The sequence below is a fragment of the Chlorogloeopsis sp. ULAP01 genome (assembly GCF_030381805.1).
GTDB lineage: Bacteria > Cyanobacteriota > Cyanobacteriia > Cyanobacteriales > Nostocaceae > Chlorogloeopsis.
In genome coordinates this window covers 69,128-95,110 of sequence record NZ_JAUDRH010000019.1, presented here as the reverse complement: position 1 = coordinate 95,110, position 25,983 = coordinate 69,128, and the positions used below count along the sequence as shown (strand labels likewise).

The 25,983-nt window shown below is 40.2% G+C and carries 19 protein-coding genes, 1 tRNA gene, 1 pseudogene and 1 CRISPR repeat array; of the genes and pseudogenes, 13 read left to right on the top strand and 8 right to left on the bottom strand.

What is annotated here, in order from left to right:
• Nucleotides 1-282: 282 nt before the first annotated feature.
• Nucleotides 283-1,260, bottom strand: a pseudogene (locus tag QUB80_RS30710) (chlorophyll a/b binding light-harvesting protein); the annotation flags it as partial.
• 744 nt (nt 1,261-2,004) lie between these two features.
• On the opposite strand from QUB80_RS30710, the gene QUB80_RS30705 reads away from it, so the two are divergent.
• From QUB80_RS30705 to QUB80_RS30695, 3 genes are all read left to right on the top strand, one after another.
• The gene (locus tag QUB80_RS30705) at nt 2,005-2,376 is read left to right on the top strand and encodes a hypothetical protein (RefSeq protein WP_289793250.1); all 372 of its coding nucleotides are present in this window, start codon (nt 2,005-2,007) and stop codon (nt 2,374-2,376) included.
• An 82-nt stretch (nt 2,377-2,458) separates the two neighbouring features.
• On the top strand, nt 2,459-3,739 hold the full coding sequence (locus tag QUB80_RS30700) for a S41 family peptidase (protein ID WP_289793249.1): 1,281 nt from the start codon (nt 2,459-2,461) through the stop codon (nt 3,737-3,739).
• An 87-nt stretch (nt 3,740-3,826) separates the two neighbouring features.
• Nucleotides 3,827-4,264 (top strand): arsenate-mycothiol transferase ArsC, encoded by a 438-nt coding sequence (locus tag QUB80_RS30695; RefSeq protein ID WP_289793248.1) that lies wholly within the window; start codon nt 3,827-3,829, stop codon nt 4,262-4,264.
• 233 nt (nt 4,265-4,497) lie between these two features.
• A CRISPR array of direct repeats spans nt 4,498-7,017; the repeat unit is 37 nt; unit sequence GTTTCAATCCCTAATAGGGAGTAATTAGAATTTCAAC.
• Between the two features lie 262 nt (nt 7,018-7,279).
• Here the strand turns inward: QUB80_RS30695 and QUB80_RS30690 are convergent.
• The 4 genes from QUB80_RS30690 to QUB80_RS30675 all read right to left on the bottom strand — a co-directional run bounded on the left by QUB80_RS30690 (nt 7,280) and on the right by QUB80_RS30675 (nt 12,687).
• Complete coding sequence (locus QUB80_RS30690) at nt 7,280-8,446, bottom strand: cysteine desulfurase family protein (protein ID WP_289793247.1); 1,167 nt, start codon at nt 8,444-8,446, stop codon at nt 7,280-7,282.
• A gap of 130 nt (nt 8,447-8,576) precedes the next feature.
• Nucleotides 8,577-10,109: a protein kinase domain-containing protein gene (locus tag QUB80_RS30685; RefSeq protein ID WP_289793246.1), complete on the bottom strand. Its 1,533-nt coding sequence runs from the start codon at nt 10,107-10,109 to the stop codon at nt 8,577-8,579.
• 188 nt (nt 10,110-10,297) lie between these two features.
• Nucleotides 10,298-12,022 (bottom strand): alpha/beta hydrolase, encoded by a 1,725-nt coding sequence (locus tag QUB80_RS30680; RefSeq protein ID WP_502875340.1) that lies wholly within the window; start codon nt 12,020-12,022, stop codon nt 10,298-10,300.
• A gap of 80 nt (nt 12,023-12,102) precedes the next feature.
• Nucleotides 12,103-12,687, bottom strand: coding sequence for an endonuclease dU (locus QUB80_RS30675; RefSeq protein WP_289793245.1), 585 nt, complete (start codon nt 12,685-12,687; stop codon nt 12,103-12,105).
• Between the two features lie 320 nt (nt 12,688-13,007).
• On the opposite strand from QUB80_RS30675, the gene QUB80_RS30670 reads away from it, so the two are divergent.
• From QUB80_RS30670 to QUB80_RS30660, 3 genes are all read left to right on the top strand, one after another.
• The gene (locus QUB80_RS30670) at nt 13,008-14,138 is read left to right on the top strand and encodes a succinylglutamate desuccinylase/aspartoacylase family protein (protein ID WP_289793244.1); all 1,131 of its coding nucleotides are present in this window, start codon (nt 13,008-13,010) and stop codon (nt 14,136-14,138) included.
• A 421-nt stretch (nt 14,139-14,559) separates the two neighbouring features.
• On the top strand, nt 14,560-15,471 hold the full coding sequence (era, locus tag QUB80_RS30665; protein WP_289793337.1) for a GTPase Era: 912 nt from the start codon (nt 14,560-14,562) through the stop codon (nt 15,469-15,471).
• An 89-nt stretch (nt 15,472-15,560) separates the two neighbouring features.
• Nucleotides 15,561-16,232, top strand: a complete 672-nt coding sequence (locus QUB80_RS30660; RefSeq protein ID WP_289793243.1) for a response regulator — start codon at nt 15,561-15,563, stop codon at nt 16,230-16,232.
• Between the two features lie 225 nt (nt 16,233-16,457).
• Here the strand turns inward: QUB80_RS30660 and QUB80_RS30655 are convergent, their stop codons facing one another.
• Nucleotides 16,458-18,089: an iron uptake porin gene (locus tag QUB80_RS30655; protein ID WP_289793242.1), complete on the bottom strand. Its 1,632-nt coding sequence runs from the start codon at nt 18,087-18,089 to the stop codon at nt 16,458-16,460.
• A 313-nt stretch (nt 18,090-18,402) separates the two neighbouring features.
• Here QUB80_RS30655 and QUB80_RS30650 point away from each other — a divergent pair, with 313 nt between their 5' ends.
• Together QUB80_RS30650 and QUB80_RS30645 are read left to right on the top strand one after the other, a co-directional pair.
• Nucleotides 18,403-19,425 (top strand): metal ABC transporter substrate-binding protein, encoded by a 1,023-nt coding sequence (locus QUB80_RS30650; RefSeq protein WP_289793241.1) that lies wholly within the window; start codon nt 18,403-18,405, stop codon nt 19,423-19,425.
• 269 nt (nt 19,426-19,694) lie between these two features.
• Nucleotides 19,695-20,507: a metal ABC transporter ATP-binding protein gene (locus QUB80_RS30645; RefSeq protein WP_289793240.1), complete on the top strand. Its 813-nt coding sequence runs from the start codon at nt 19,695-19,697 to the stop codon at nt 20,505-20,507.
• Between the two features lie 82 nt (nt 20,508-20,589).
• Here the strand turns inward: QUB80_RS30645 and QUB80_RS30640 are convergent, their stop codons facing one another.
• Nucleotides 20,590-21,003, bottom strand: a complete 414-nt coding sequence (locus tag QUB80_RS30640; RefSeq protein WP_289793239.1) for an ArsR/SmtB family transcription factor — start codon at nt 21,001-21,003, stop codon at nt 20,590-20,592.
• Between the two features lie 113 nt (nt 21,004-21,116).
• On the opposite strand from QUB80_RS30640, the gene QUB80_RS30635 reads away from it, so the two are divergent.
• The 5 genes from QUB80_RS30635 (at nt 21,117) to QUB80_RS30615 (ending at nt 24,366) form a co-directional block, all read left to right on the top strand.
• Complete coding sequence (locus tag QUB80_RS30635; RefSeq protein WP_289793238.1) at nt 21,117-21,962, top strand: metal ABC transporter permease; 846 nt, start codon at nt 21,117-21,119, stop codon at nt 21,960-21,962.
• A 74-nt stretch (nt 21,963-22,036) separates the two neighbouring features.
• Nucleotides 22,037-22,109 (top strand) — tRNA-Phe (locus QUB80_RS30630).
• A gap of 187 nt (nt 22,110-22,296) precedes the next feature.
• Entirely contained in the window at nt 22,297-23,460 is a 1,164-nt protein-coding gene (locus tag QUB80_RS30625; protein WP_289793237.1) for a site-specific integrase, read from the top strand.
• An 87-nt stretch (nt 23,461-23,547) separates the two neighbouring features.
• Entirely contained in the window at nt 23,548-23,880 is a 333-nt protein-coding gene (locus QUB80_RS30620; RefSeq protein ID WP_289793236.1) for a hypothetical protein, read from the top strand.
• A gap of 96 nt (nt 23,881-23,976) precedes the next feature.
• Nucleotides 23,977-24,366, top strand: a complete 390-nt coding sequence (locus QUB80_RS30615; protein WP_289793235.1) for a hypothetical protein — start codon at nt 23,977-23,979, stop codon at nt 24,364-24,366.
• A gap of 224 nt (nt 24,367-24,590) precedes the next feature.
• Here the strand turns inward: QUB80_RS30615 and QUB80_RS30610 are convergent, their stop codons facing one another.
• Complete coding sequence (locus tag QUB80_RS30610) at nt 24,591-25,787, bottom strand: helix-turn-helix transcriptional regulator (protein WP_289793234.1); 1,197 nt, start codon at nt 25,785-25,787, stop codon at nt 24,591-24,593.
• Between the last annotated feature and the right edge of the window lie 196 nt (nt 25,788-25,983).

The following is a 25,983-nucleotide window of genomic DNA, read 5'->3' as shown; positions in this document are numbered from 1 at the left end:
GGGTGTCTGCCCATTTTGTGGGTAGCTAAACTCATATAGAACCTTTGGCTTTGGTTTTAATTCAGCTAATGTCGGCTTTCCTACAACCTTAGAAGGCTCATAGATTTTGTCGTTAGATGCTTTTTGGTATGCAAAAGCTGGCTTTTGCCCAATCCTTGGCAACTCGTAGAGACTACCCCACTCTGGCTGGGTTTCATAGCTGAAATGTTTCTGATATGCCAAATTTGGATTGGGAAAAGCTTCTGAAAAAGCATTTTTCCACGATTCTAGAACCGGCTCAAAGAAACCAGAAGCTAGCTGATAGTGCCACAGAGAACCTTGGAGGAAGAAGAACGCCAGGTAGAAATGGGCATTTGCTAACCAAACGCGAGACGTAGGCTCTGACTGAGCTGGATCGAAGTAGTAGGGTAATAGAGATGACTTGAGATGCAATGTAGGTCCGTAAAATTCAACAGGATAAGCCAAGGTATTAAAGCCGCAAAAGTAAGTTGAGGCAAATCCTGCTAGAGCAACACCAAATAGAGAGTAAGAAAGAATACCGTTACCAGAGAAAATGAAAAATCGCTCTACCCAAGCAAAAGGTTTGCGGAGAATATGCCAGATTCCTCCTAAAATTAGGATTGCACCCACATAAATATGACCACCAACTAAATCTTCCAGGTTGTTAACTTCAAATAAATGAGCTATGCGATCGCCTATCACTACAGGATCGAGAGTAGGATTAGTAACCAAACGCACTTCATGTATTGTGGCATCATAAAGCCCACCCAACAACATGGCTTTTGCTACTAAAAGCAATGCACCTAACCCTAAAAAAATTAGGTGATTTCCTAAGATAAAACCTAATTTCTTTGAGTCATCCCAGTTAAAGTGAAATAGACGAACTATACTTCTGGGATCTTCTTCCAGGTTTTGAGGAATTCTAAAGTTATGAAACAGAGCACCTCCTGCCAATACAAACGATGAGATGAGGTGTACCATCCCAATCACAAAATATGGATAAGTATCAATCACCTCACCGCCTGAACCTACACCGAAACCTAAAGTAGCCAGGTGAGGTAGCAAGATTAATCCCTGCTCGTACATCGGGCGATCACTTGAGTACCGAGCAATCTCAAAGAGCGTAAATGCCCCAGCCCAAAAAGCTATCAGCGCAGCATGAGCAATATGAGCAGTCAGAAATGTACCCGATAGATTCGTAAGGCGTGCGTTACCAGCCCACCAAGGATATTTAACCTTGTTCTTACGGTCGGATTGCATAGTTTGTTATGTCCTCACTTTCAAATGTGGTGTTGAAAGCCGAGAAAGTTTTTTACAATTCTTAGCAAAAATGACAGTCTGATTAAATGTAATTATTGAAGAGTAGGCTAACAGATTGCAATCAATAGAATTAGTTTGTAATGTTTATATATTTTTTGTAATTTAATCTTCTGAATTGAAAAAGACAGAGGGCAGAAAGTTTTTTCATTCGTTATTTGGTGTACGCAATCCATTAAGGCTACTCATTCATCAAAGAAAGGGTGTAGAGGTGTTGGAGTAGAAATTAAGCTTCTAAAAAATAATCAGAAATAATATTCAAAAAATATTAATTACTAGATAAAAATATGTTGGGCATTCATAATTACATTCATTGACGTAGAGTTTAACGAGTAAATGTGAGCGTTGGCAAACCACCAATCAATAATTTACTTATTACAGAGAACTTATCATGTCAATTTATGATTGGAATTATATTCTTGTTGGTGAATGGTCGCCAATTATAAGCATCAACGAACATAGCAGAAAGCGAATATAGCAAAAATTTAAAAAATCAGATAAGCGATCGCTCCTTTGTCAGATAGCAACAATTGGTAATAATTGCATCCTCTCTCCTCAGGAAACGGTGTTGCAGAATGGAAGTTATGATGTAACTAAATCTACGATTCTGATCAAATTGCGGGGTAAGGAAATCCCAGTTTTACTGGATCAGCTAATCCCCTCATCTTGAAGACAAGGAGAGGTGGCATGAGTAATTTTACGGAATCTCAAATCATTGAAACTGCAAAAAATCACATTTTGGCAACATACAGAAATTATGCCTATCCAGTTGTTCCAACTGATGAATACGACCATCCTATGCCTTATAAACCTGAATGTGTGCCGTGGGTTGTTTGCAAATCAATAGAAGTTAAAGACGGGCATATTGGGAGTAGATCGAATGAGGAATGGGAAGTTAGTATCAAGGTTGACTGGAAGTGGGTTCACGAGGACTCAGAGGACGAGCCAGAAAAAGACGTATTTTTGTCTGTGAGCGTATTTGCTAAAGACGGGCAACTTTTTTGCGGTGAAATTGATCGGGTGTGGTTAAAAGAAGTTGTTACGGGAACTAGTAACTAAAGATTTTCATCAGCAATTTCTTGTGGCAAGCCACTGCGTCTTTGAATATTTAGCCTAATAAAAGGCGCATAAGGAGACAAGAATGAAAAAACTTAGACTGTCTGGGTTGCTGAAGCTAGCTGTAGTCATGCTGATGAGTTGCTCAGTATTACTGCTTTTTTGGTTAAGCTCACCATTGCCTCAGTTATTAGCAAAACCTGAGACTAAAATTTTTGAACAAGTCTGGCAAACCGTTAATGAAAATTTTTACGATCCAAATTTTAATGGAGTGAACTGGAAAGCTATGCGGGAAAAATATCAGCCCCAAGTAGCACAAACCAAGTCTAAAGCAGAATTTGCGATCGCCATCAACCAAATGCTTTCCGAATTGCAAAGTTCTCACATCCGCTATTACACTCAAGATGAGCCAGCATATTACCAGCTTTTAGGCATTTTTGTACCGAGAAGTACAGAGTTACAAAAGCAGTTAAAAAAATACTTTCCCAAAGGCAAGATTGAATACACTGATATAGGTATATTCACCAAAAACATTAATAACAAAACCTTTATCAGCGCTATCCTTGATGGTAGCCCGGCTGCAAAAGCAGATTTAAAAGTAGGCGATCAAATTATTAGTGTCGATGGACGTTCGTATCAACCAATACAATCATTTGCGGGAAAAGCAGGTGAGAAAGTCAAACTGTTGATTCAGCGATCGCCCGATCGCAACAGTCAAAAAGAAATAGCGATCATGCCAAAGATGTTAGACGCCAGCACCATGTTTATCGAGGCACACCGAGCTAGTACCCAAATTATTCAACGGCAAGGAAAGAAAATAGGCTACATTCATATCTGGTCACATGCTGCTAACGAAGATCAACAGCAGCTGCAAGAAGAAATGATTTACGGACGCCTCAAAGATGCAGATGCATTAGTTCTGGATTTTAGAGACGGATGGGGTGGAGGAGATGTTGATTCTCTAAATATCTTTACAGCAAAAGAAGGGCCAAGTGTTACCAGTATTTCTCGTAAGGGGAGGAAATATACTTATGTGAGTCAGTGGAAAAAGCCAGTGGCTATGGTGATCAACGAAGGCAGCAGAAGTAGCAAAGAAATTTATGCTTATGGTTTTCAGCAGCATAAAATTGGTTCTGTAATTGGTTCCAAAACAGCAGGAGCAGTAGTTGCCGGGCGTCCTTTTTTTATGCCAGATGGTAGTCTACTTTATGTAGCGGTTGCAGATGTATTTGTCAATGGCAACGAAAGATTAGAAGGCAAAGGCGTCACACCAGACATTAACGTAGCCTTTCCCTTAGAATATGCTCAAGGTGCAGATCCACAAAAAGAGCGAGCTATAGAAACTGTACTTGCAGCACTCAAATAAAAAGGTAAAAATTACATAAAAGATAGGCTTTTGAGCTTTTTCAAATGGTATATTCATAGCCGCCATCACGTACTAGGATCATCCAAAATGAAAAAAATCTTGTTCCTGTGTACGGGTAATTATTACCGCAGTCGTTTTGCCGAACATCTGTTTAATTGCTTGGCTCTAAAGCACGGATTAAAATGGCAAGCTATCTCACGCGGTTTAGCACTGGAGAGAGGTGTAAACAATATCGGGGCAATTTCCCGATACACGATTGAGGCTTTAAAGAAGTGGGGAGTAACTTTACTAGAAAGCGAACGTTTGCCCTTGCAAGCTCTAGAAGAAGATTTTCAAACTGTGGATTTGATAATTGCCCTAGATGAGTTGGAACATCAACCTCTGATTTTAGAACGTTTTCCTCAATGGTTAGATGCTGTCGAATATTGGTTGATCCACGATACTGATAAAACTTCAGCACAAGAAGCTTTGGGAAAATTGGAGAAACATCTGCTGTTATTAATTGAAAAATTGGTACAAACTTAAGTCATTTTTTCGCTAGCTGATATCCTCATTTTCATCCTCAAGCGATCGCATAAATAAACTTGTAAGAGGTTAAGTATTTAAGCAGGGTGTGTTACGGCTATGCAAGGATTTGAGAGTTTATGAGAATTAGAACTAGCCGTAACGCACCTACAGTTAAAATTTTCTTTATAATTCATCTCTAAAAAGTCTTTGTTGGAAGTAGAAATCTTTCCGAGCATAGATTATTGTTATTGGTTTCAATCCATAGTAGGGAGTAATTAAAATTTTAACAGTCAAAAAAATTTTTATTAGAAATTGTGAATGGTTTCAATCCCTAATAGGGAGTAATTAGAATTTCAACTTTTTTTAGTAATAGGTTGAGAAAATAGTATCTCGTTTCAATCCCTAATAGGGAGTAATTAGAATTTCAACCAGCTTATGTTACGACCAGCGTGCCGGAAGATGCAGTTTCAATCCCTAATAGGGAGTAATTAGAATTTCAACACTTTTACCTGTTTACCAGCCAATGCTGTTAGAGGGGGGTTTCAATCCCTAATAGGGAGTAATTAGAATTTCAACACCTACACTTTGAGGTTAGAAGTGGTGACCCTAGTTTCAATCCCTAATAGGGAGTAATTAGAATTTCAACGGTACATTGTTGGGGATTACCCGTTTGAATGGCGCGGAGTTTCAATCCCTAATAGGGAGTAATTAGAATTTCAACCAGCTTCAGCCGTATCCGGCGGGCTGACCGTGTAGTTTCAATCCCTAATAGGGAGTAATTAGAATTTCAACCTACGCAGCTACCAGCCGAAGTTGCGTCCCTCACGTTTCAATCCCTAATAGGGAGTAATTAGAATTTCAACTAGGGGGAGACGAATTAACCGCAAGGTTGCTTTTTTAAGTTTCAATCCCTAATAGGGAGTAATTAGAATTTCAACTGCTCCATCGTTACAGAGTTCGTATGCCCAGGAGTTTCAATCCCTAATAGGGAGTAATTAGAATTTCAACCGCCGTAAACGGTGGAGGCACTTTTACTATCGTTGTTTCAATCCCTAATAGGGAGTAATTAGAATTTCAACGCGATTCCAAACCACTTTTAGTATAAGCAATAAGCCCGTTTCAATCCCTAATAGGGAGTAATTAGAATTTCAACCCTGTGTACGCTCCAATGAGGGAATTGAGGTAGAGGTTTCAATCCCTAATAGGGAGTAATTAGAATTTCAACTTGGTTAAATTTAGTCTCCAAGTCAATTAAGCCTGTTTCAATCCCTAATAGGGAGTAATTAGAATTTCAACCAGTGGGAATGGCACTAAAGAGCGTAAGTGATGGTTTCAATCCCTAATAGGGAGTAATTAGAATTTCAACCCCGACAACCAGCACCAGGGACAGAAGGGAAAAGAGCAGTTTCAATCCCTAATAGGGAGTAATTAGAATTTCAACTATACTCTGATATAACCTTACGGTACCAAGCAGGAAGTTTCAATCCCTAATAGGGAGTAATTTGAATTTCAACTTAGTAGCCTTAGCAATAGCAAAGGCACCAGAAGAGGTTTCAATCCCTAATAGGGAGTAATTTGAATTTCAACTAAATCATCTTCTTCAACTTTAAAACGAAGAAGTCGGCGTTTCAATCCCTAATAGGGAGTAATTTGAATTTCAACATATTCATATTATAGCGTGTACACACGCTATAATGTTTCAATCCCTAATAGGGAGTAATTAGAATTTCAACCTGGTGCGAGGTGAAAAAATTTGCATCAGAAATAGAGGGTTTCAATCCCTAATAGGGAGTAATTAGAATTTCAACCCTGCCTCCAAAACAACAGAATACCCGCCCTGTGCGTTTCAATCCCTAATAGGGAGTAATTAGAATTTCAACACCGCAGTCGTACCAAGGGAGGTAAAGGTGTTTTGAGTTTCAATCCCTAATAGGGAGTAATTAGAATTTCAACACCAGAATTGGGGTATCCTCGGAAGAGCTTGATAAGTTTCAATCCCTAATAGGGAGTAATTTGAATTTCAACACGATATTCACGCGATTACAGCTGCTGGGATAGCTAGTTTCAATCCCTAATAGGGAGTAATTAGAATTTCAACACCCCTAAAATTCCACTCACGCTTCTATCTAATGCCGCTGTTTCAATCCCTAATAGGGAGTAATTAGAATTTCAACACCTTATTAGTTTTTGTTTACCTTTTGCTTTTTGTTATTTGTGTTTCAATCCCTAATAGGGAGTAATTAGAATTTCAACACGTGAGGAGGATTTTAAAGAAGTGCTCCTCAAATGGTCAAGTTTCAATCCCTAATAGGGAGTAATTAGAATTTCAACACTTGGGAGTAATTTCTACGTGTCGCTGTTGTCCCAATGGGTTTCAATCCCTAATAGGGAGTAATTAGAATTTCAACACTGTCGGAGACGGTTTGAAGGTTTGGTGCTTCCGTTTCAATCCCTAATAGGGAGTAATTAGAATTTCAACACGCTAGCTGGTCTAGGTCTGCCAACTTTTTCTCGATAGTTTCAATCCCTAATAGGGAGTAATTAGAATTTCAACACACAACGGGGGGTCTTAGAAGGTAGAAGCCCAGCGTTTCAATCCCTAATAGGGAGTAATTAGAATTTCAACACGCAAATAAGCGGGTGGGTGAAACTTTCATAATAAGTTTCAATCCCTAATAGGGAGTAATTAGAATTTCAACACGACTTTATGTGGGTATGAGAGGGATCTGATGATGTTTCAATCCCTAATAGGGAGTAATTAGAATTTCAACACTGCGGCAGCCCAAAAGTCAATCAATATTAGATTTTCAAGGTTCGTTTGCGCGGACGAGGCAATCATAGCATGAAAAATTTGGATTGAGTAGAGTGAAAATAGCCCAAACCCAGTCTGAACAAGGAGCGCGGATGGTTGAGAAGTGCGATCGCTCTTTTCTTTTTACAGTATAAGGAATCCAGCCATTTTTTTGTGAACTGGTTTTTCAACACCTACCCTTCCGCGCATTTCAAAGAAAATGGTGCGATCGCCTGACAATGTTAAACCATCATTGCCTGCTTCCGTAGACTTCCAATTGTAGCAATGGTGTGTTGGGCGACGCGCTCAATCTCCTCAGTTGTATTAAATCGTCCAATGCCAAACCGTATTGACGCATAAGCTAACTTTTCTGAATGTCCTAGTGCTGTGAGGACGTGGGATGGTGCAGTAGTTGCCGAGGAGCAAGCAGCACCAGAAGATACAGCCATTACTGGTTGCAATCCTAACAAAAGTGCTGCCCCGTCTACTCCCTCAACACTAATATTTAAATTTCCCGCCAGGCGCTGGGTGGGGTGTCCGTTGAGATGAATTCCCTCTAACTGAGAAAGCTCCTCCCATAAACTTTGCCGCAGTTGAGTAAGGCGTTGAGTTTCTGTGGCTTGTTCTTTTAGAGCGATTTCCACTGCTTTCCCAAATCCGACAATTTGCGGTGTGTACAAGGTACCAGAACGCATTCCCCGCTCATGCCCGCCTCCGTGCTGCTGAGGAGCTATTTGCACTCTTGGGTTGCGGCGACGGACGTATAGCGCACCAACACCTTTGGGGCCGTATAATTTATGTGCTGTTAATGACATCAAGTCAATTTTCATTACCTGCACATCTAACGGAATTTTGGCGATCGCCTGTGCAGCGTCACTGTGAAAAATTACATCACGCTCCCGACAGATAGCACCAATTTCTGCTAATGGCTGCAATACGCCAATTTCGTTATTTGCTGCCATCACTGAAACCAAAATAGTATCGGGGCGCAAGGCCTTTTCTAACTCGCTTAAATTTATGAGTCCATCTTGTTGAACTGGGAGAATAGTAATTTCAAAACCTAGAGTTTGCAGATATTTGCAAGGATCGAGAACAGCGTTATGTTCAGTAGCAACAGTAATAATATGCTGCCCTTTTTGGAAATAGGCTTCTGCAACTCCTTTGATAGCCAAATTATTAGCTTCTGTGGCACCACTAGTAAAGACGATTTCTTCTGGTGTGGCGTTAATCACTTCAGCTAAAATTTCCCGCGATTTTTTAATAGCAGCTTCTGCTTCCCAACCGTAAACATGACCGATACTGGAAGGATTACCAAAGTGTTCGGTAAAGTAGGGTAACATTGCTGCCAATACCCGTTCATCTAAAGGTGTGGTGGCATGGTTATCGAGGTAAATGGGACGATTAGACATAATTATGAGATTAAAATTTGACCAAGATTTTTTAATATACTCAGAACCTTATATTATTCATTTTCGCGCTTCAATAATTTTTTGTTTACTGTGTTTGAACAGTGTCTTGGAAGTTCTCAAGCTGTTGCTTTTATGGTTTTGAAAATCGATTTCGTAAGAGCTTAACTAACGTAAGTCCTGTAATTAGTCCAAGGATAGCACCAGCACCGGCACCAGTCACAGTATTAAACGCAGCACCAAACACAGCAAAGCCCACAGCAGTTGCTAATACCCACCAACCAGCCTGATAAATTTGTCGTCTCAGTACCAACCATTGCATTATTCCGACAAAAATCCCTAATACAGCACCAGCCATTGCATCAATCAGAGCATTAAATACAGCACCAAACACAGCACCAATCAGAGCATTAGCTACAGCACCAAACACAGCAAAGCCCACAGCAGTTGCCAATACCCACCAACCAGCCTGATAAATTTGTCGTCTCAGCACCAGCCATTGCATTATTCCGACGAAAGTCCCCGCTATAGCAGCAGCCACAGTATTGCCTGCATTCACATTACCCACAGCAGCGCCTACAACTAATCCCACCACAGCACCCATAACAACGCCTACAGTAGTTGCAAGTATCCACTTTAATAAAAAACCCCATCCAATTTTTGCAGGTTGGGTTACTGCTGGAGGAGATTGGCTTACTTGCTTTGTCGCTGGAACTGATGGAGCAGCAAACACTGGAGGAGTATAACGAGGCTGACGTGTATTCAAAATTTGGTCAATCTCCGCCAGTCTTTGTAAAATTATTTGAGTATTAGCCGGGCGCTGACTGGGTGAATGCGCCATCATCCAATCAATCAAATCTGCAAGCTGTGGTAAGATTTCACCTGCATAGTTACGCCAACGAATCTCTGCTGTGTAAGAATCGTAAATTGCTGGATCGGTTGGTTCTTTGCCTGTTAGTAAAAATATAAATGTGCGTCCCAAGGCAAAAAAATCGGACTGTGGTACAGCTTGATGGTTGAACTGTTCGGGAGGGGTGTAGCCTGCGGAAATAATACCTGTAACATTGCCTTGAGCCTGGGCAAACCAGTAGGTTTGTGTAACTGCTCGTGCTGTGCCAAAGTCAATCAGTACCAACTGCCCAGTCGCTCTGAGCATGATATTGGGTGGCTTGATATCTCTATGAAAAAAGTTTTGGCTGTGGACTTGTTGCAGAATTGTGACTATTTCAGTCAACCATTGCACTGCTGAATTTTGATCTATGGGGCGAAAGTCTCGCTGTTTCATGTATTCATACAAGTCCAATCCTTCTATTTTTTCCATCACCAAACAGTGTAGCGACTGTTGGCTATCTCTAGGAAAATATACAAAATAGCTGTCTGGTTCAACTTGGGGAATACCAGGATGATTTAATTGAGCGAGAACTTGTGCTTCTTGTTGAAATAATTCAATCGCCCTGGGTTCGGATTGAGTCAGTACTTTGAGGGCTTTAGGAGCGTTGCTGCGTAAATCTTTCACCGCAAATGTCACCCCAAAACCACCACCGCCCAGTCCATTCACTACCCGATAGCGACTTTGTAGTAGTAATTCTGAACCACAAGTTTGACAAAACAAAATGTTGTCAGGATTTTGAGAGTCAGGGCAGCGAGGGTTAATGCATAAGCTCATTGCATTACCGACTAACGAATTTTATTTCTCGATGATTTTACTGCTAATGATGGTTTATTAATGAAAATTTGTATTAAGTACAATTTACGACTTCTGTCTGATAAATAACAGACAGCAATGTCCCAATTTGTATTCAGTGCTAAAGTATTCACTACAAGCTAAGAGATTTTTAAGAGTAAATTTATTTACTACTGTTGGTTATTATTACTAAACTCTTCTAGGAAAATACTACTGCTGTTAAAGTCAAGCGATCGCACTAATGAAAGCGGCAATGGTGGCTGACTGATGATATTAATATAATCTGGACTCAGATAGGAAAGATAATTCGGCTGATTAGCAATGTAAGAGTTGAAAAAGCCAATACTCAAAATCTCGACATAGCGACGAGCTAAGGCAGGATTAGGACCGATAGCTTGACTGGGAACAGGTATGGCAGTGTTTGGTGATTCTGCAATGGTGGAAAAGTGAGTAGCATTATTAATCAATGCTAGATACTTGTTTGGGGTTGTAAGCCACCTAAAAGGTTGGATTTGTTCCGGAAGAGCCGGAGCAGCTGTATCGGCACTGCCACTGATCATCATAACTGGGATTTTGATTTGACTTAGGCTCTGTTGCCCAAAAACTATACTATTGACAGGATTAATGGCGATCGCTGCTTTGATGCGTGGATCGGCAAGGTTGTATTGACGAGATTGTGGTAATTCTAAAGCCAAGCATTGCAGCAGGAGCGAAACATTGAATGTGTCTTGGAAAGCCGGGCAACTTTTTTCTAGTTGCTCAAAGTTAATTGGTGCGCCCGCTAATGCTAAAGCTGTATAGCCTCCAAAGGATTGCCCAACGACGCCTACCTCTTGCAAATTCATGCGTCCTTTGAAGGCAGGGTTAATTTGAGATAGGCGAGTCAATTCATCTAATAAATATTTAACATCTAAAGGTCGGTCAATAAACTCGCCGGGCGCAGTAACTTGAGCAGATCTACCTGACAATAATGCTTGCAGCTGTTGAGTATTGCTACCAGGATGTTCAGGAACTGCAACAACAAAACCATAAGATGCCAAATATTCAGCTAGGTAAGCAAAGCTTGTGCGATCGGAACCAAGTCCATGAGAAATGACTATTACTCTCGCACGATTGGAACCAGTTGGTAGATAAATGTCAGCAGGAAAGGTACGATTACGCGATGGATCGAAAAGTGTGATGGTTTGCTTTTGCCCTCGAAAAGGCCGAGATTGTGGTAAGTTGATTTTGGCAACGTTGTTTGTTTGAGGAAGGAGAGTTGCCGTCTGTTGATTGAATTGCTTGTTAATGAGTGCGATCGCTTGTTGAGTTTGGTTTACAAAACTCTGAATTGACTGAGCAAACTGTAAGCTGCGGGCTAAATTAATCGAAATTTCACTGGAAGGAAATTTGCGCAGTATATTCAATAAATTAAAGTTTTCTGAGTCTACTGCTGCCAAAATTAGTGCAGCGCGAATTCCATAAAAACCAGTGGAGCGTGTTTCTCCCTGAATAACTTGTGCCAGAATTTCTAATAGTCTTTCTCCGATGGGTGTGTAGAGAAACTGAGAAACCTGTATAGCATTTAAAGGAATAGGAGTAAGTAAAACTTCTCGCAGTTGCTCTAATTGTTCTTCGGGTGCATACCGAGCGTAGTTTGCCAATTCATCATCTATTTTGCCTGTTCGAGCATAAGTTTCCAGAGAATCAATCGGGATAGATCGCTGCAAAAGTCCATAAGACAGAGTTAATCGTTCTGCACCGATAACAGGGCGGGGAATGAAAATTGTGATCATGAAGAAGGCAGTAGGCAGTAGGCAGTAGGCAGAAGGGAAGCCCTTAAATATATTTGGCGGTTTCCAGAATGGACTTTTGATTGAACGCTTGTACCATTGGCGTGATTTTGGATGATGCATTGAGACAACCCGCTTGTAGTTAGAGAGATTCAAAAGGCATCCAAAAGAAAAAGTTGATCGTGGCGATCGCTGTGGATTTTTTAGGCTTGTCTTCCACTCTCTCCTTTGACAACAGCAGCAGCAATAAGGTGAGCAAGACGCAGCGCCTCTGGTACATAACCGCAGTCTGTCAGACGCCGTAGCACTTGGGCGCTTACCTGTGGTTCGGCACCACAAACCTGAAAATAAAAGGGTGGATATTCATAGATGCAACCAGCTTGGCGTAGAATTTCTAATCGTTGTTCTGGTTGCGGTAGCTTTTGAATAGCCTTTTCAATTTTATTCAAGTTTGGTTGGCGTTGCATCACAGCAATACAAGGACGCTCCAGTCGTTTTGCTAACAGTGGCAAGTTAATCAAATTAAAGCCACCCAGAGAAATGCCATCTAGCAGCACTATATGCAGCTGCGGTAGAAATTTGCCATCCACCAGCAATTGACAAAGAATTTCTGTAGCATCCCAGCCATCTGGTTGAATTTCTCCCCAAACCATTCCTTCAAAGCGAGTATTAGCACAGACAACTCCTGCAACTCCAACCGGATGACAACAATGGCGAACAAAAGGAGCATCATCAAAACCGATAGCGCGAATTGTACGATTATTTCGCAGTAGAGCTTCTAGTTCCATCGTTACTAGGGGAGAGGTTACAGGGGACAGGGTACAGGTTACAGGGAATAGATGAAGAAGACACAGGGACACGGATAATTATCAGCATATTCTTTCTCCTTGTCTCCTTGGCTCCCCTGCCCCTTGTCCTAATTTCCTACCTACGCTCTTGCGTGTTCGCCGTCAGGCGTTGCGTTAGCTAGCGACTTCTGTAGACGCGCAAGCGGCTTCCCGTCGGGTAAGTAGCCGCTTACGCGTCTACTGCCCTCTGCCTTCATTACCCACCGTTACAATATCGGCTCAAAATAATAGAATTCTTTTCAAGACTTGATACGCAAAATATGATTCCTATTATTTCTACCATTCCTCTGCGTCAAATGGCTTCCGGCGATCGCTTGTCTCTGCAAGTATACAAATTTATTGGCGCACAGCCAGGCAAAAAGGTTTATATTCAATCTAATTTACACGGTGCAGAAATAGCTGGTAACGCAGTCATTCACCAGTTAATTGATTTTTTGCTGTCTATAAACGACTCTGATTTAATTGGGGAAATTTTGTTAGTTCCTGTTTGTAATCCAATGGGAACTAATGAACGCGCTCATAATTTTTCCCCTGGCAGATACTGTGTTTATGAATTCAAAGACTGGAACCGCATCTTTTGGGACTACGAAAAAGAAGCAGATAATTTAGCTAGCTTTGCTAAAACTCAACTTCATCTAGATTTAGAAATGGTAAAACAAAATTACCGAGCTTTAATTCAACAAAAATTTGCTCAACTCTTAGAAAAGATTAATTCTCCCAGTAGCGTACTCTATACTGAAAAATTCCGCTATCAACTCCAGTCTTTGTGTTTAAATTCCGACTATTTGATTGATTTACACAGTTCTACAAATCAAGGACTCAATTACCTCTATTACTTTCGCGATCGCGAAGCTAGTGCTAAATATTTTCTTCTAGATTTGGGGATTTGGCTGGATGAGTATGACGGTGATGCATTTGATGAGGCTTTTATCAAACCGTGGTTAGCACTTGAAGAGTGTTTTAAACAACTAGGCAGAGAAATTCAATTTGATATAGAAGCTTGGACGCTGGAACTAGGTACGGGTATGCAGATGATTCCTAATGCAGTTGCTAAAGGTTTAAAGGGAATAAAGAATTATTTATTACAGAAAGGAGTATTAAAAATTGCTGATTTTAATTTAGATAATACTCATTCTCATACCATGAATTTTAAAACTAGAAGTAAAGTCACAAAATATTATGCTCCTGTAGGGGGAATGATTAAATCAAGAGTTGAATTGGGAAGTGAAGTGAAAGCAGGAGAACTTATTTATCAAATTCTGAGTTTTAATAAAGAAGGTAAGTTACCAACAGTGATTGATGTTTGTACGCAAGCGAATGGATTAGTATATGATATTTCTATCAATCAATCTGTGAATGAGGGAGAGTTTGTAATCGGAGTAAGTAGTTAGTTTCCCCAGTTCTCTTATCTCTTTTTTAAAAAATACTTATTGTACCAAATTAAAATCTGATTTCTTTGAAAAATTGGATTTACAGTCTTTAAAATTATATCTGTAAGAGTAAGAAAAGAAAAAAGTAAGGAACTTAATTGATGTAATATACATATGGTTGCGATTCTCACCGACTGACTAAAATGACCCAAAGCTACGATCACAGATTTGGGAAAATGCCACTTTTTTACTTTTCTGTATAGCTTGAAGTGATGGTACTTCACTAGTAGATTAGATAAAAGCAGAGGCAATTGCTAAAACTTTTAGGTGAGTGGATGAGAATTTTGTCTCTACAAAAAATATACTAATAGCAAACGCAGGGTAAATGGAGTCCCAGGTGAATAGTAGCAATAATGACATCTTCTCTTTTTCAGGAGAAGTAATGATTCCTCAGGCTCCTCCTGAATTCAGGTCAGGTTTTATTGGCATTATCGGTCGCCCTAATGTCGGTAAATCTACGCTCATGAATCAGTTGGTTGGACAAAAAGTTGCCATTACATCACCAGTAGCACAAACTACACGCAACCGCTTGCAAGGCATTTTAACCACCAAAGATGCACAGCTAATTTTTGTGGACACCCCAGGAATTCACAAACCTCATCATCAGTTAGGAGAAGTACTGGTACAAAATGCAAAAATCGCCATTGAATCTGTGGATGTAGTGCTATTTGTGGTTGATGTTACAACAACCTGTGGCGCGGGCGATCGCTATGTTGCCGATTTGCTCAGTCGCAGCAGCACACCAGTAATTTTGGGCTTGAACAAAATTGACGAACAGCCTCCAAATTTACTAGAGATAAATGAAAGTTATACCAAGTTAGCTGATTCCCAACAATGGCAAACAGTCAAATTTTCTGCCAAAACTGGTGTAGGATTGCCGGAATTACAACAATTACTGATTCAAAATTTAGAACCTGGGCCTTACTATTATCCTCCTGACTTGGTAACTGACCAACCGGAGCGTTTTATTATGGGTGAATTAATTCGCGAACAGATTTTACTGTTAACGCGTGAAGAAATTCCCCATTCTGTGGCGATATCTATAGATCAGGTGCAAGAAACACCAACGATTACCCGTGTGATGGCAACGATCCACGTCGAGCGTGATTCCCAAAAAGGAATTTTGATTGGCAAAGGCGGATCGATGCTCAAAGCTATTGGTAGTGCAGCACGCGAACAAATTCAAAAGTTAATTGCAGGCAAAGTCTACTTGGAACTGTTCGTGAAAGTGCAACCAAAATGGCGTCAATCCCGCATCCGTTTAGCAGAGTTGGGATATCGCGTGGAAGAATAGAACAGTAAGTTAATAGCTAATGGTTAATGGTTAATGGTGCTATTAACTATTAACTATTAACAACTAACAATTAACAATCAATATTTAAAATGTCTTTTGATACTTCTTTTAATTTGCCACCAGAAGCTCCGCCTTTGCGAGTGTTAATAATTGAAGACGATCCGATGATGCAATTGGGTTTGGAACAGTCGCTAATGGCGCATCCCCAATTGGAAATTGTTGGACAAGCTGAAGATGGCTACTTAGGCGTGCAAGCTGCATTGAAACTCAAACCAGATTTAGTAGTCATGGATATTGGGTTGCCGCGACTAGATGGCATTGCTGCGACACAGCAAATTAAAGCTGCATTACCAGAAACTCACGTGGTGATGCTAACATCGCACAAAACGGAGACGGAAATTATTGCTGCTCTATCTAGTGGTGCAGATGCATATTGTATAAAAGGGGCGAGTGTGGAAAGGCTTTTGAGTGCGATCGCTGCTGCTGTTGAGGGTGCAACTTATCTCGATCCTCAAATTGCCAGACAAGTGATCGAAAATCTTAAACCGCCTTCTCCAAAAGGGAACATAGCAAATCTCTCCGAACGAGAATTAGAGGTGTTGAAACTGATGGTAGAAGGTTACAGCAACCCAGAGATTGCTGAAAAACTCTACCTCAGTCCTAATACTGTGAAAACTCACGTCCGAGGGATTATGAATAAATTATCTGTTGACGATCGCGTCCAAGCAGCAGTTGTTGCTTTACGTTCTGGATTGGTTTAATGGATATTTCTACTTTCATCTTAAAGATAGAGGCTAATTTTCTTAATCCATTTCTTTTTTTTGGTAAAGGTAAACTAAAAATCTGTGTAGGCTGTTACAATGATTGTTAAGAAAAATTGCCCGCTCCGCTTTGGGAACGCGAAGCTTGGGCTTTGCTCTCTTGAGAAGACAACGTAAAGAAGAAATTTTTTAGTAGACCAGCCGTGGTAAGCTGGTCTTTTTTTATTAAAAACTGAAGGTAGTCCTTAATGCCCCAATAATAACATCATCATTATCATTGTTGTGATCCGGGGCAGTTAGCCAGATTACTCCTGGAGTGATAGTGATGTTATCGCTAATCTGATATTGGTAGAACGCCTCTACATGATAGGAAGTATCCCCATCGGTGTCGATTTCATTGAGACTAGAACCTGTAACCTTAGGTTCCATACCGACAATGATACCCGCTAAGTTACCTTTTTTACCAAGGTCTGGAAAACCTAGAGTTACTGCCCAGTTCCAAATATCAAGCTCTCCACGGTCAATAGTTCCTCCTGCTGTGGATAAATTCCGAGCATTTGTGTAGCCAACCCAACCACCTAAAACAAATTGCTCGCTAATACCTAAGGATGCTTGTACACCGTAGGAGTTACTAGAAAAAGGCACATCAACAGTCCCGAAATTTTGATCTAAAAAGGAGATTGGATTTGCCCTACTGCTACCAGCACCCAATTGTTGATTGTAGGCGTTGATGTAAGTTAAACCAATGGTGAAGCGATCGCTTGGTTTAAAGGTTAACTGTGCCAGAGCACCATAAGGCCCATTGAAAAAGCCATTATCAGAGGAGGAATCATTGGGTGAACTCGCCAAATATGCTAAACTCAGCGCCAATGCATCACCAAAATTCTGGGTGACACCAAAGCCTGCACCGTCCATTTGGTAATAGATTGGGTTACGCGTACCGAAGGTAGACAAAGCACCAAACGCACCATCTCCATCAAAGATATTCACTGTACTGGTAACATCGTCTGCGGCACCTGCATTGGCTATAGCGATAACCTCCGTACTTTCAGTCAGGGGAAATCTGTACCACAGTGCATCTATTGCCACATCAGTCGTGCCATCTTCACCTGCAAAGAACAAACTTCCCTCTGGCGTACCAATATCTGGGTTGAGAATATTATTTGCTTGCAGCCTAGTAAATAGAGTATCTCTTCCTGTAAAGCTAGTATTTAATTCTACACGCGCCCGTGCTCCAAAAGTTGTATTGTTGTTTTTTGCATCTACACCATTAACGTCATCCCCTGCGAAGACATCAGTAAGGGCTGCGACAACTTGTCCAGTTAATTTAGTAGTAGTAGAAAATTGATTTGCTTCCAATTCAGCATTACGTGCTTCCAGAGCATCCACACGACCGCGTAAAGTAGCTAATTCTGCGGCAAATTCTTCTTGTAACCTCTGTAATGTGGCTAAATCTTCTTTTTGTACCAAATCACCAGTGGCAGTAGCAATTAGTTCGTTAACCCGATCCAGACAAGCATTCAATCCTGCCGCAAACTCATACCGCGTCATTGCCCGATTACCCCGATATGTGCCATTTGGATATCCGGCAATACATCCGTAACGTTCAACCAGTGATTGCAAAGCAACAAATGCCCAGTCTGTAGGTTGTACGTCTGATAACTGAGAAACGGAAGTTACTTGCGCTACTAGTTGTTCTGTATTTTTCTGGACTTTTTTTTCAGGCTTGGCTACCAACTGCGATTCAGTTACTTCTGAGATAGTGGTTTGTTCCTGTGCAATAGCAACAGAGCCAACAAACAGCATTACGCTATACACTGCTGGAGTTATCAGCAGAGTTTTCCAAAATTTTTGCATTTTACTCCTCACACTACCTAAACAAAAGATTCTCTAACACTACTTCCCAAAAGCAGATTTTCTTAATAAAGATTGTCAAGTAATTTATCGATTATTAGCATTTTTTTAACAAAGAATCTAGAAGTTATCCTCTGGTAGAACAAAAAAGTCAAGAGATGATGAAAGACTATGTGATTAATTTGACATTTAGATACAAATGTGGATTTTGAGACTTATGAGAATGAAAATTATTTTTATATTAGAGTTAAAATAGCTATCGTTGTCAATAAAATTTTTGACAAACGTTCCTATCTTTAACGCAGGAGAAAGTATTGTGAGCCAGGCTCAGGTAGAAAGTCGCACAGGTAAATACAGAAGCAGTCTCATATCCTTAATTGCTTTGCTCGTTTTATCTGTTGGAGTTGGCTGCAATCAAACCAATCAAAATCAAGCACAAACAAATCAACAGCCAACACCAGCGCAAGATGCTGCTTCTACCTCTGCACCTCAGTCTGGAAAAACCAAAGTAGTAGCAACATTTTTACCAATCTACTGGTTTAGCAAGGCAGTAGCTGGAGATGTGGCAGATGTAGAAATATTGGTACCTCCTGGTACGGAAGTCCACGAATATCAAGCCACACCTGAAAATGTCAGAGCGATCGCTACTGCGAATGTACTGGTAAAAAATGGCTTAGGTTTAGAGGAATTTTTGTCAGGCATCGTTAAAAATGCTCAAAATCCGAAACTAACTCAAATTAATGCTAGTACCGGAATTAAACCTTTGAATCAGATTTCGCCTGTAATCGAAACGGGACACAACCACGATCATGGACATAAACATGAACATACAGAAGGTAATCCTCATGTTTGGTTAGATCCAGTATTGGCAAAAGAACAAGTTACCAATATTCGAGATGGGTTAATAGCGGCAGATCCTGCAAATAAGGCTACTTACGAAGCAAATGCTGCTGAATACATCAAGCAATTAGACAATCTAAATAATGAATTTCAGCAAACTTTACAAAAGTACCCCAATTGCACCTTTGTCACTTTTCATGACGCCTATCCATATCTAGCGCAACGGTATAACCTCAAGCAAGTAGCAGTAGTAGAAATTCCAGAAGATCAAATTGCACCAGCAGATGTACAAAAAGTGGTCAATACTGTCAAAAAATATAATGTTAAAGCTTTATTTGGTGAAGCAGGAACAGATAACAAATTACTCAAAAATCTTTCCCAAGACTTAAATTTAGACTTGCGTCCTCTGGATTCCTTAGAAACAGGGCCAACCGATCCACAACATTATTTCCAAGCAATGAGAAATAATTTACAAACCTTAGAATCAGCTTGTCAGTAGAAGGTAAGTAGAAGGCAGGAGGCAGTCCCGATGAAACAAGTTTTATCACCTAAAGATGAAAAACCTCACGCTCTACCCTCTCCTTAATAAAAAGAGGGGTGTCCGAAAGGACGGGGTGAGTTAACTTTTGGTACAAAGCTTATTTCATATAGTGTCTGGCAATAAGAATTTTACGTTTCATCATGTTCACTTACTTAAATGAATTTTGTCATTTGTCTTTTTTAATTAGTACTAATGACAAATGATTAATGACAAATGACTCAGAGCTAATGACTAATGAAATTCCTATTTTAAAAGTTGAGAGATTGTCTGTATACCAAGGTAGCTATCCTGCTGTTCGAGATGTTTCTTTTAAATTATTACCAGGAACAAACACAGCTATAGTTGGGCCGAATGGTGCAGGGAAAAGTACACTAGTACAAGCAATTTTAGAATTAATTCCGCGAAGTACTGGCAAGGTGGAAATATTTGGTCGCCCAATATCCAAGCTTGGGGATTTACGATATAAATTGGGCTATATGCCGCAGCATTTTATCTTTGACCGTAGCTTTCCCATTTCTGTTAATGAGTTAGTAGGTTTGGGATGGGTGAAAGAACTGGGCAATGGGAATTGGGAATTAGGAACTAGAAAAGATGGTAAAAGAAAATTCTCTCTCAACGCTTTCAGAGAATATAGACAGGAAAAAACAGCAGCAATAGTCACAGCTTTGCGGCGAACCGATACTTACCATCTGCGAAATCAAGCAATTGGAACTCTTAGTGGCGGACAGCTAAAGCGAGTATTATTGGCTTACTGCTTAGTAATACCTCGAAAACTCTTGGTATTAGATGAAGCTTTTGCTGGAGTAGATGTACAAGGTACTGCGGATTTTTACACCTTGCTAAATGATCTCAAGCAGGAGGAAGGCTGGACAATATTGCAGGTTTCTCATGATATTAATATGGTTAGCCAATTTTGCGATCGCGTAATTTGTCTCAACCAAACTATTATTTGTACTGGTGCTCCATCAATTGCTCTATCACCTCAAAACTTATTAGCAACATACGGCCCAGGATTCAGTCACTACCAACATCATCATTAAATTAGGGAGCAGGGGACAGGGGACAGGTAATAGAAAAGAGTTATCAAAAATAGCAATTGATAACTGTTAACTGATAACTGAATTAACCTTCATCCTTTTCATCAAGGTGTTCGGCAACAGCTTGGTAAAGATGCAAGACGTGACTGTCATGAAGACGATAGAAAACATAGCGCCCTTGCTTGCGATAACTGACTAAACGCATTACTCGCAAATTTCGCAGTTGATGAGATACAGCAGATTCACTCATCTCTAGCACCGCAGCCAAATCGCCAACACAAAGTTCATTTTCAGCTAAAAGGGAGAGTATTCTTAAGCGATTAGCATCTCCTAAAAAACTAAAAAATTCTGCCATTCGCTGGGCTTTATCGCTGCCCAAAAGCTGTTTTGAGAAGGGTTGCACATCAATATCTTGATTAGGTTTTTGTTGATATTCAATAATTTCCGCTTTAGCATTAAGATTAGTAACTGTGTCAGCAAAAGAATTTTTAGTGAGCATATTTTAAAAATCTTCTCAAAACTATTCTTAAATCAAAGTTCTGACTGAGTGAAACTTAAAATTTTCAAATATCTATAGTTTAAATATAACTAATTGGGTGTAAATATTGACACATGAATCTATTTGCTGTCACAAATTTGAATGATTTGCTGACACTACTACAATTTCCCTTCATGCAACGGGCGATCGCCGGTGCTATATTGATGGGAATACTTGGTGGTTTACTTGGCAGCTTTGTCACCTTACGCCAGTTATCTTTTTTTAGCCATGCTGTAGGTCATGCGGCATTAGTAGGTGTAGCCTTAGGTGTATTGTTACAGTTGAATCCCACCTGGATGCTACTACCGTTCAGCTTAGTTTTTGGTGTCGTTGTCCTCTACTTTATCGATAAAACTGATTTAGCTAGCGACAGCGTTCTTAGTATAGTCCTCTCCGGAGCATTAGCGATCGGTGTAATTTTAAGTAGCCTCATTCAAGGATATCGTGGAAACTTAATGGGAGTACTATTCGGCGATATTCTTGCTATAAACCTAACAGACCTGATTTTAACTTTGTTAGTACTTATAGGAAGTGGCATCTTCCTATTATCAACTTTACACCAACAAATTTTGTTAACCTTGAACCCTGCTGTGGCAAAAGTACAAGGAATTCCAGTCCAGTTGTATCGCTATTGCTTTGTGGTCTTGCTATCATTAGCCGTAGCCGTGGCGATTAAAGCTGTCGGCGTTTTACTAGTAAATGCATTTTTGGTAATTCCCGCTTCTGTTGCCAAGCTAATGAGTCACCACTTCAACCGCTTTTTGTTACTTTCAGTGATTGTTGGTTGCACTACCAGTATCGCTGGTATGATTTTCTCAGGTCTTTTCAACTTTGCTTCTGGTCCAAGTATTGTTCTTGTACAGTTTCTGGTGTTTATAGCCGTTTTCTGTTGGAGCAAGTTAACTGCGAAAACCGGGTAAAAATTTTTTACTTAAACTCTTGCAATTGCAATTAATATTTGCTACATTAATAAATCGTTGAGAAAAAAGCGTCTGCCGGGATAGCTCAGTTGGTAGAGCAGAGGACTGAAAATCCTCGTGTCACCGGTTCAAATCCGGTTCCTGGCATTTAAACAAACCCCTTGAAACCCTATGATTTCAAGGGGTTTCTAGTTTCTAAGTACTGGCTGATCAAGAACAAATGTTCTAAAACTGAGGTAAATATTGGGGCTTTTTGGATACCTTCAGACACAAAATGGGTGTAAAGTGGGTGTAAAAGAGTTAGAGCAGAGGAGTAATTACACCTTTTTAACCTATGTTCTCTAAAACTCCTACAGGGCGGGCATCTAAGGGTTCTGTATCTATCCTTAACTCTAATGATCGGTTGCAGTTACGGTTTAGATATAGAGGCAAGCGTTATTACATCTCTACTGGTTTAGCTGATACTCCAAATAATCGAAAATTAGCACAGATCAAGGCTTCTGAAATTGAAAAAGATATACTCTATGAACGATTGGATCTAACTCTAGAGAAGTACCAACCTCAATCTGCTTTAACTACGATTACACCCATTACACCCATTACACCCATAAAGAAGTCCCAACCTAAATTAGACGAACTTTGGGAAAAATATAGCGAGTTTAAGAAGCCTCAAGTAAGTCCTAGTACTTTTGCCAAAGACTTTACTAAGCATCGAAACCACATTGCTAAGTTACCTACACGATCACTAGACGAGGCATCTGCTATTCGAGATTATCTGTTAACGAATCTAACTCCAGACGCTGCAAAGCGCTGCTTAACCCAACTCAAAGCTTGCTGTAATTGGGCGATGGAGGAGGGATTAATCGACACTAACCCTTTTGCTGCTATGAAAATCAAAGTACCTAAGGGTGCTATTGAGGAACAGGATATTCATCCTTTCAGTAAAGAAGAAAGAGATTTAATTATTCGTACTTTTGCTAGCGATCGCCACTATAGTCATTACACCCACTATGTGCGCTTCCTTTTCTTTACTGGGTGCAGACCATCAGAAGCAGTTGGCTTGAAATGGAAGCACATTACTAATAGTGTGATTCAGTTTCGGGAATCTGTTGTCGTCTCCGAAGATGGCTTAGTCCTCAAAGATGGGCTGAAAACTCAAAGAAAACGGGATTTTCCAATTAATTCAGAAGTGCAGGCAATTTTAGATGAGATTAGACCTGAGGAAGATAATCCTGAATCTCTAGTGTTTAAAAGTCCAAAAGGAAAATTTATCGACCATCACAACTTCGCTAACCGTGCATGGAAGTCAATCTTAACTAAGTGTAGCGTCCCTTATCGTAAGAGCTACCAGACACGGCATACCTTTATCAGCTTATGTGTGGAAGCACATATTAACAGCACCGCGGTAGGTAGATGGACTGGAACCTCTGCCAAGATGATTGATAACCACTACGGCGCTACTAACTTTACGAACCTTCGACCACCTGAGCTTTCTTAAAGGAGGAATTAAATAATGATAGAGCCGTCCAGCGAACAAGAACAAGAACAAGACTAGATTAGAGGAAGACACTGTTATATAAAGTACTTGTCTGCGAGAAAAAGAGGAAATTACGTAGCTTTTGAAGCAGAATATTGCTATCAATCGGTTGGCTCACCTCATAGAAATGAAGAGGAGCAAATAGCATTTTTTATCTCTGGACTACCAGATGCAAAATTGCTAGATGGAAAGAATGTTGGTTACGGAGTTCTACAAACTTGGGTGGGATATAAGGATGCGTGTATCAATATTGCTAAATGCTTTTTGTCAACTAAAGGAAATGATGATGATCCTCTTTTACCATTACTTGAGAAAGGTGAAATTGATGAGTGGAAATACGAATATAAGTGGCTAGACGCTGATTTATACAAAAATCTTTAGCATTTAATCTGCGACAACAATAGATTAATCACACTAAATTTAGATAAAAATTGGGGTTACCCTTTTATATCTAATGTAGATTTGCTGTGCGAAATTGTGAGAGGAGACATAGAAGGAGAGTTTAGCCGTTATCTGTTGAGTTTTTATGAATATAAAGAATGGGAAATTGATCAAATTAATAAGCTCAAACGGAAAATGCACAAAGATAAGGTAACAGAGGAACAGGAAGAAAAGAAATTTTGGAAATTGGTTGACAAATATGCAGCAAAGGCAATCTGGTATGAGCGCGTGATCGCAATAGCATATAAACTTGCAGATTGTGGAGTAGATGGGATTAAACCCTACTTAGACATTAATTCAAATAATATTGATGCTATGGCTCGCTTAAGCATTAAAAGTTCTCGTAATCCAGCACTCAAGAAGCATATGCGAAAATCTCATTATTGTGTTGAGGGCGTAATTACTGAGGGTACTGATGATGAATGAGGCGTTAGATCGGTTGCAAGCTATCCGCCAACAACGGCAGCAAGCCAATTCTATGGGTTCGTTTCGCAATTGTGAAGTCCAGGCAAGTTTATCCGTAGTGTAACCTGGCTTTATTCAGCCTCTGATGTTTGCAAGGTAGCGATCGCTAATTATTCTCATGCCGATTTTTACTATTTCAAAATGACCACCGCTGGCAGGGAGCAAAACTGATGTGCTCTCGCCAGCTATTTTATTTCTATTGAATTGTATTGGGCGAGTAAAGCCTTAGCAGCTTGATGGTGCTTCTCTACTAATTGGGGAGGGGCAATAACTCGTGCTTTATCCATGTAGCGACAAACCCAGATACTAAACTCATCTAATGAGCGAGGTGGTAGCGAGACTACATAATCTATATAGCTAGGCTTACCAGTAGTTGGATTTTTAGCACCCAAGACAATTTTCTGCTTGAGATGGCGCAGTTCCCCTTCCTGAATAAAATTTGCTACTGGAGGAAAGAAACGCACTTTGACTGTTATTAACTCTAACTTTCCTTGTAGTTCTAGTTGTTGCTCTGGTGGTTCTCCTAAATACAAGCCCCAGCCATTTTCTAGCAATTGGTAAGCTTTAGCAAGGCTATTTCTTTGGGCCTCTAGACCTCGGCCTGACTCATTCAAAACTTGGCAGTAATTTTTAAAGCGATTCAAACGCCCAATTGCTAAATGCCCATTTTCATGATGTTCATAGAGCAAATACCAGGCAATATCTTGATAAATTAACTGTAATGGTACTACTCTTTGTGGGCCAATACGGCTATGCCCGTAGGGGTCGCTACCGCGAGAGATTTCAATCGTCTGCCCTTGGCAAATCGCTTTTTCTAAAACTGCCAACTGATGAAATAGAGTATCTCGATTTTGCCCTAAGGCCGCCATTTCTTCTGGGTCTGTATAGACTATGGCGCGATTGAGATGCTGTCTAACTGGATAAAAAAATTCGCCTTGAAGTTCTAAATCCAAGCCCCGCAATCTTTTGCTGAGAGTTTGGTAAATACGCCGCAAAAGTCCATCACCTTGGTATTTTGCTTGAGATGCCAAAGCATTGAAAGCTACTTTCAATTCTTCTTGGGACATGGCACCAGTACCTAAATAGTATCCCCAGCGATACATCCGGTCTTCGAGAATACCGTAGCGGCGCAAGGTTTCTAGGTCTTTACGTAGTGTAGGAATGGAAGGATAACCTTTAGGTAACTCTACTCCGTAGTCAGCTGCGAGATTTTGTAGGCAAAGTTGAACTTGCTTGAGGGAATTATGGTGTTCGCGATCGCTTGACTCCATAAATTCTGGACTACCTACACCTGGGTGCTTTAGTAAGGTTGCAATCAGCAGCATTAACCGTTCAAAAGCTTTGACATCACCGTAGGGATGGGAAGTAGGTTTTTTCGACATAGGTAGATGTGATGCTTGTCCAGTTTACGAGATGTAGAACTTGGGTGTCCAAAGGTAAAAAATATTATCTTGTCAAATTTTGTATTAATCTAGCGCACTGTATAAAAGCTTTTATGCAATTTTGAGCCAAAAATACAATTATTAGCTTTTAAGAGCTTGATTTTTGCTAATCCAATAACTTGGTAATTATCAGCCT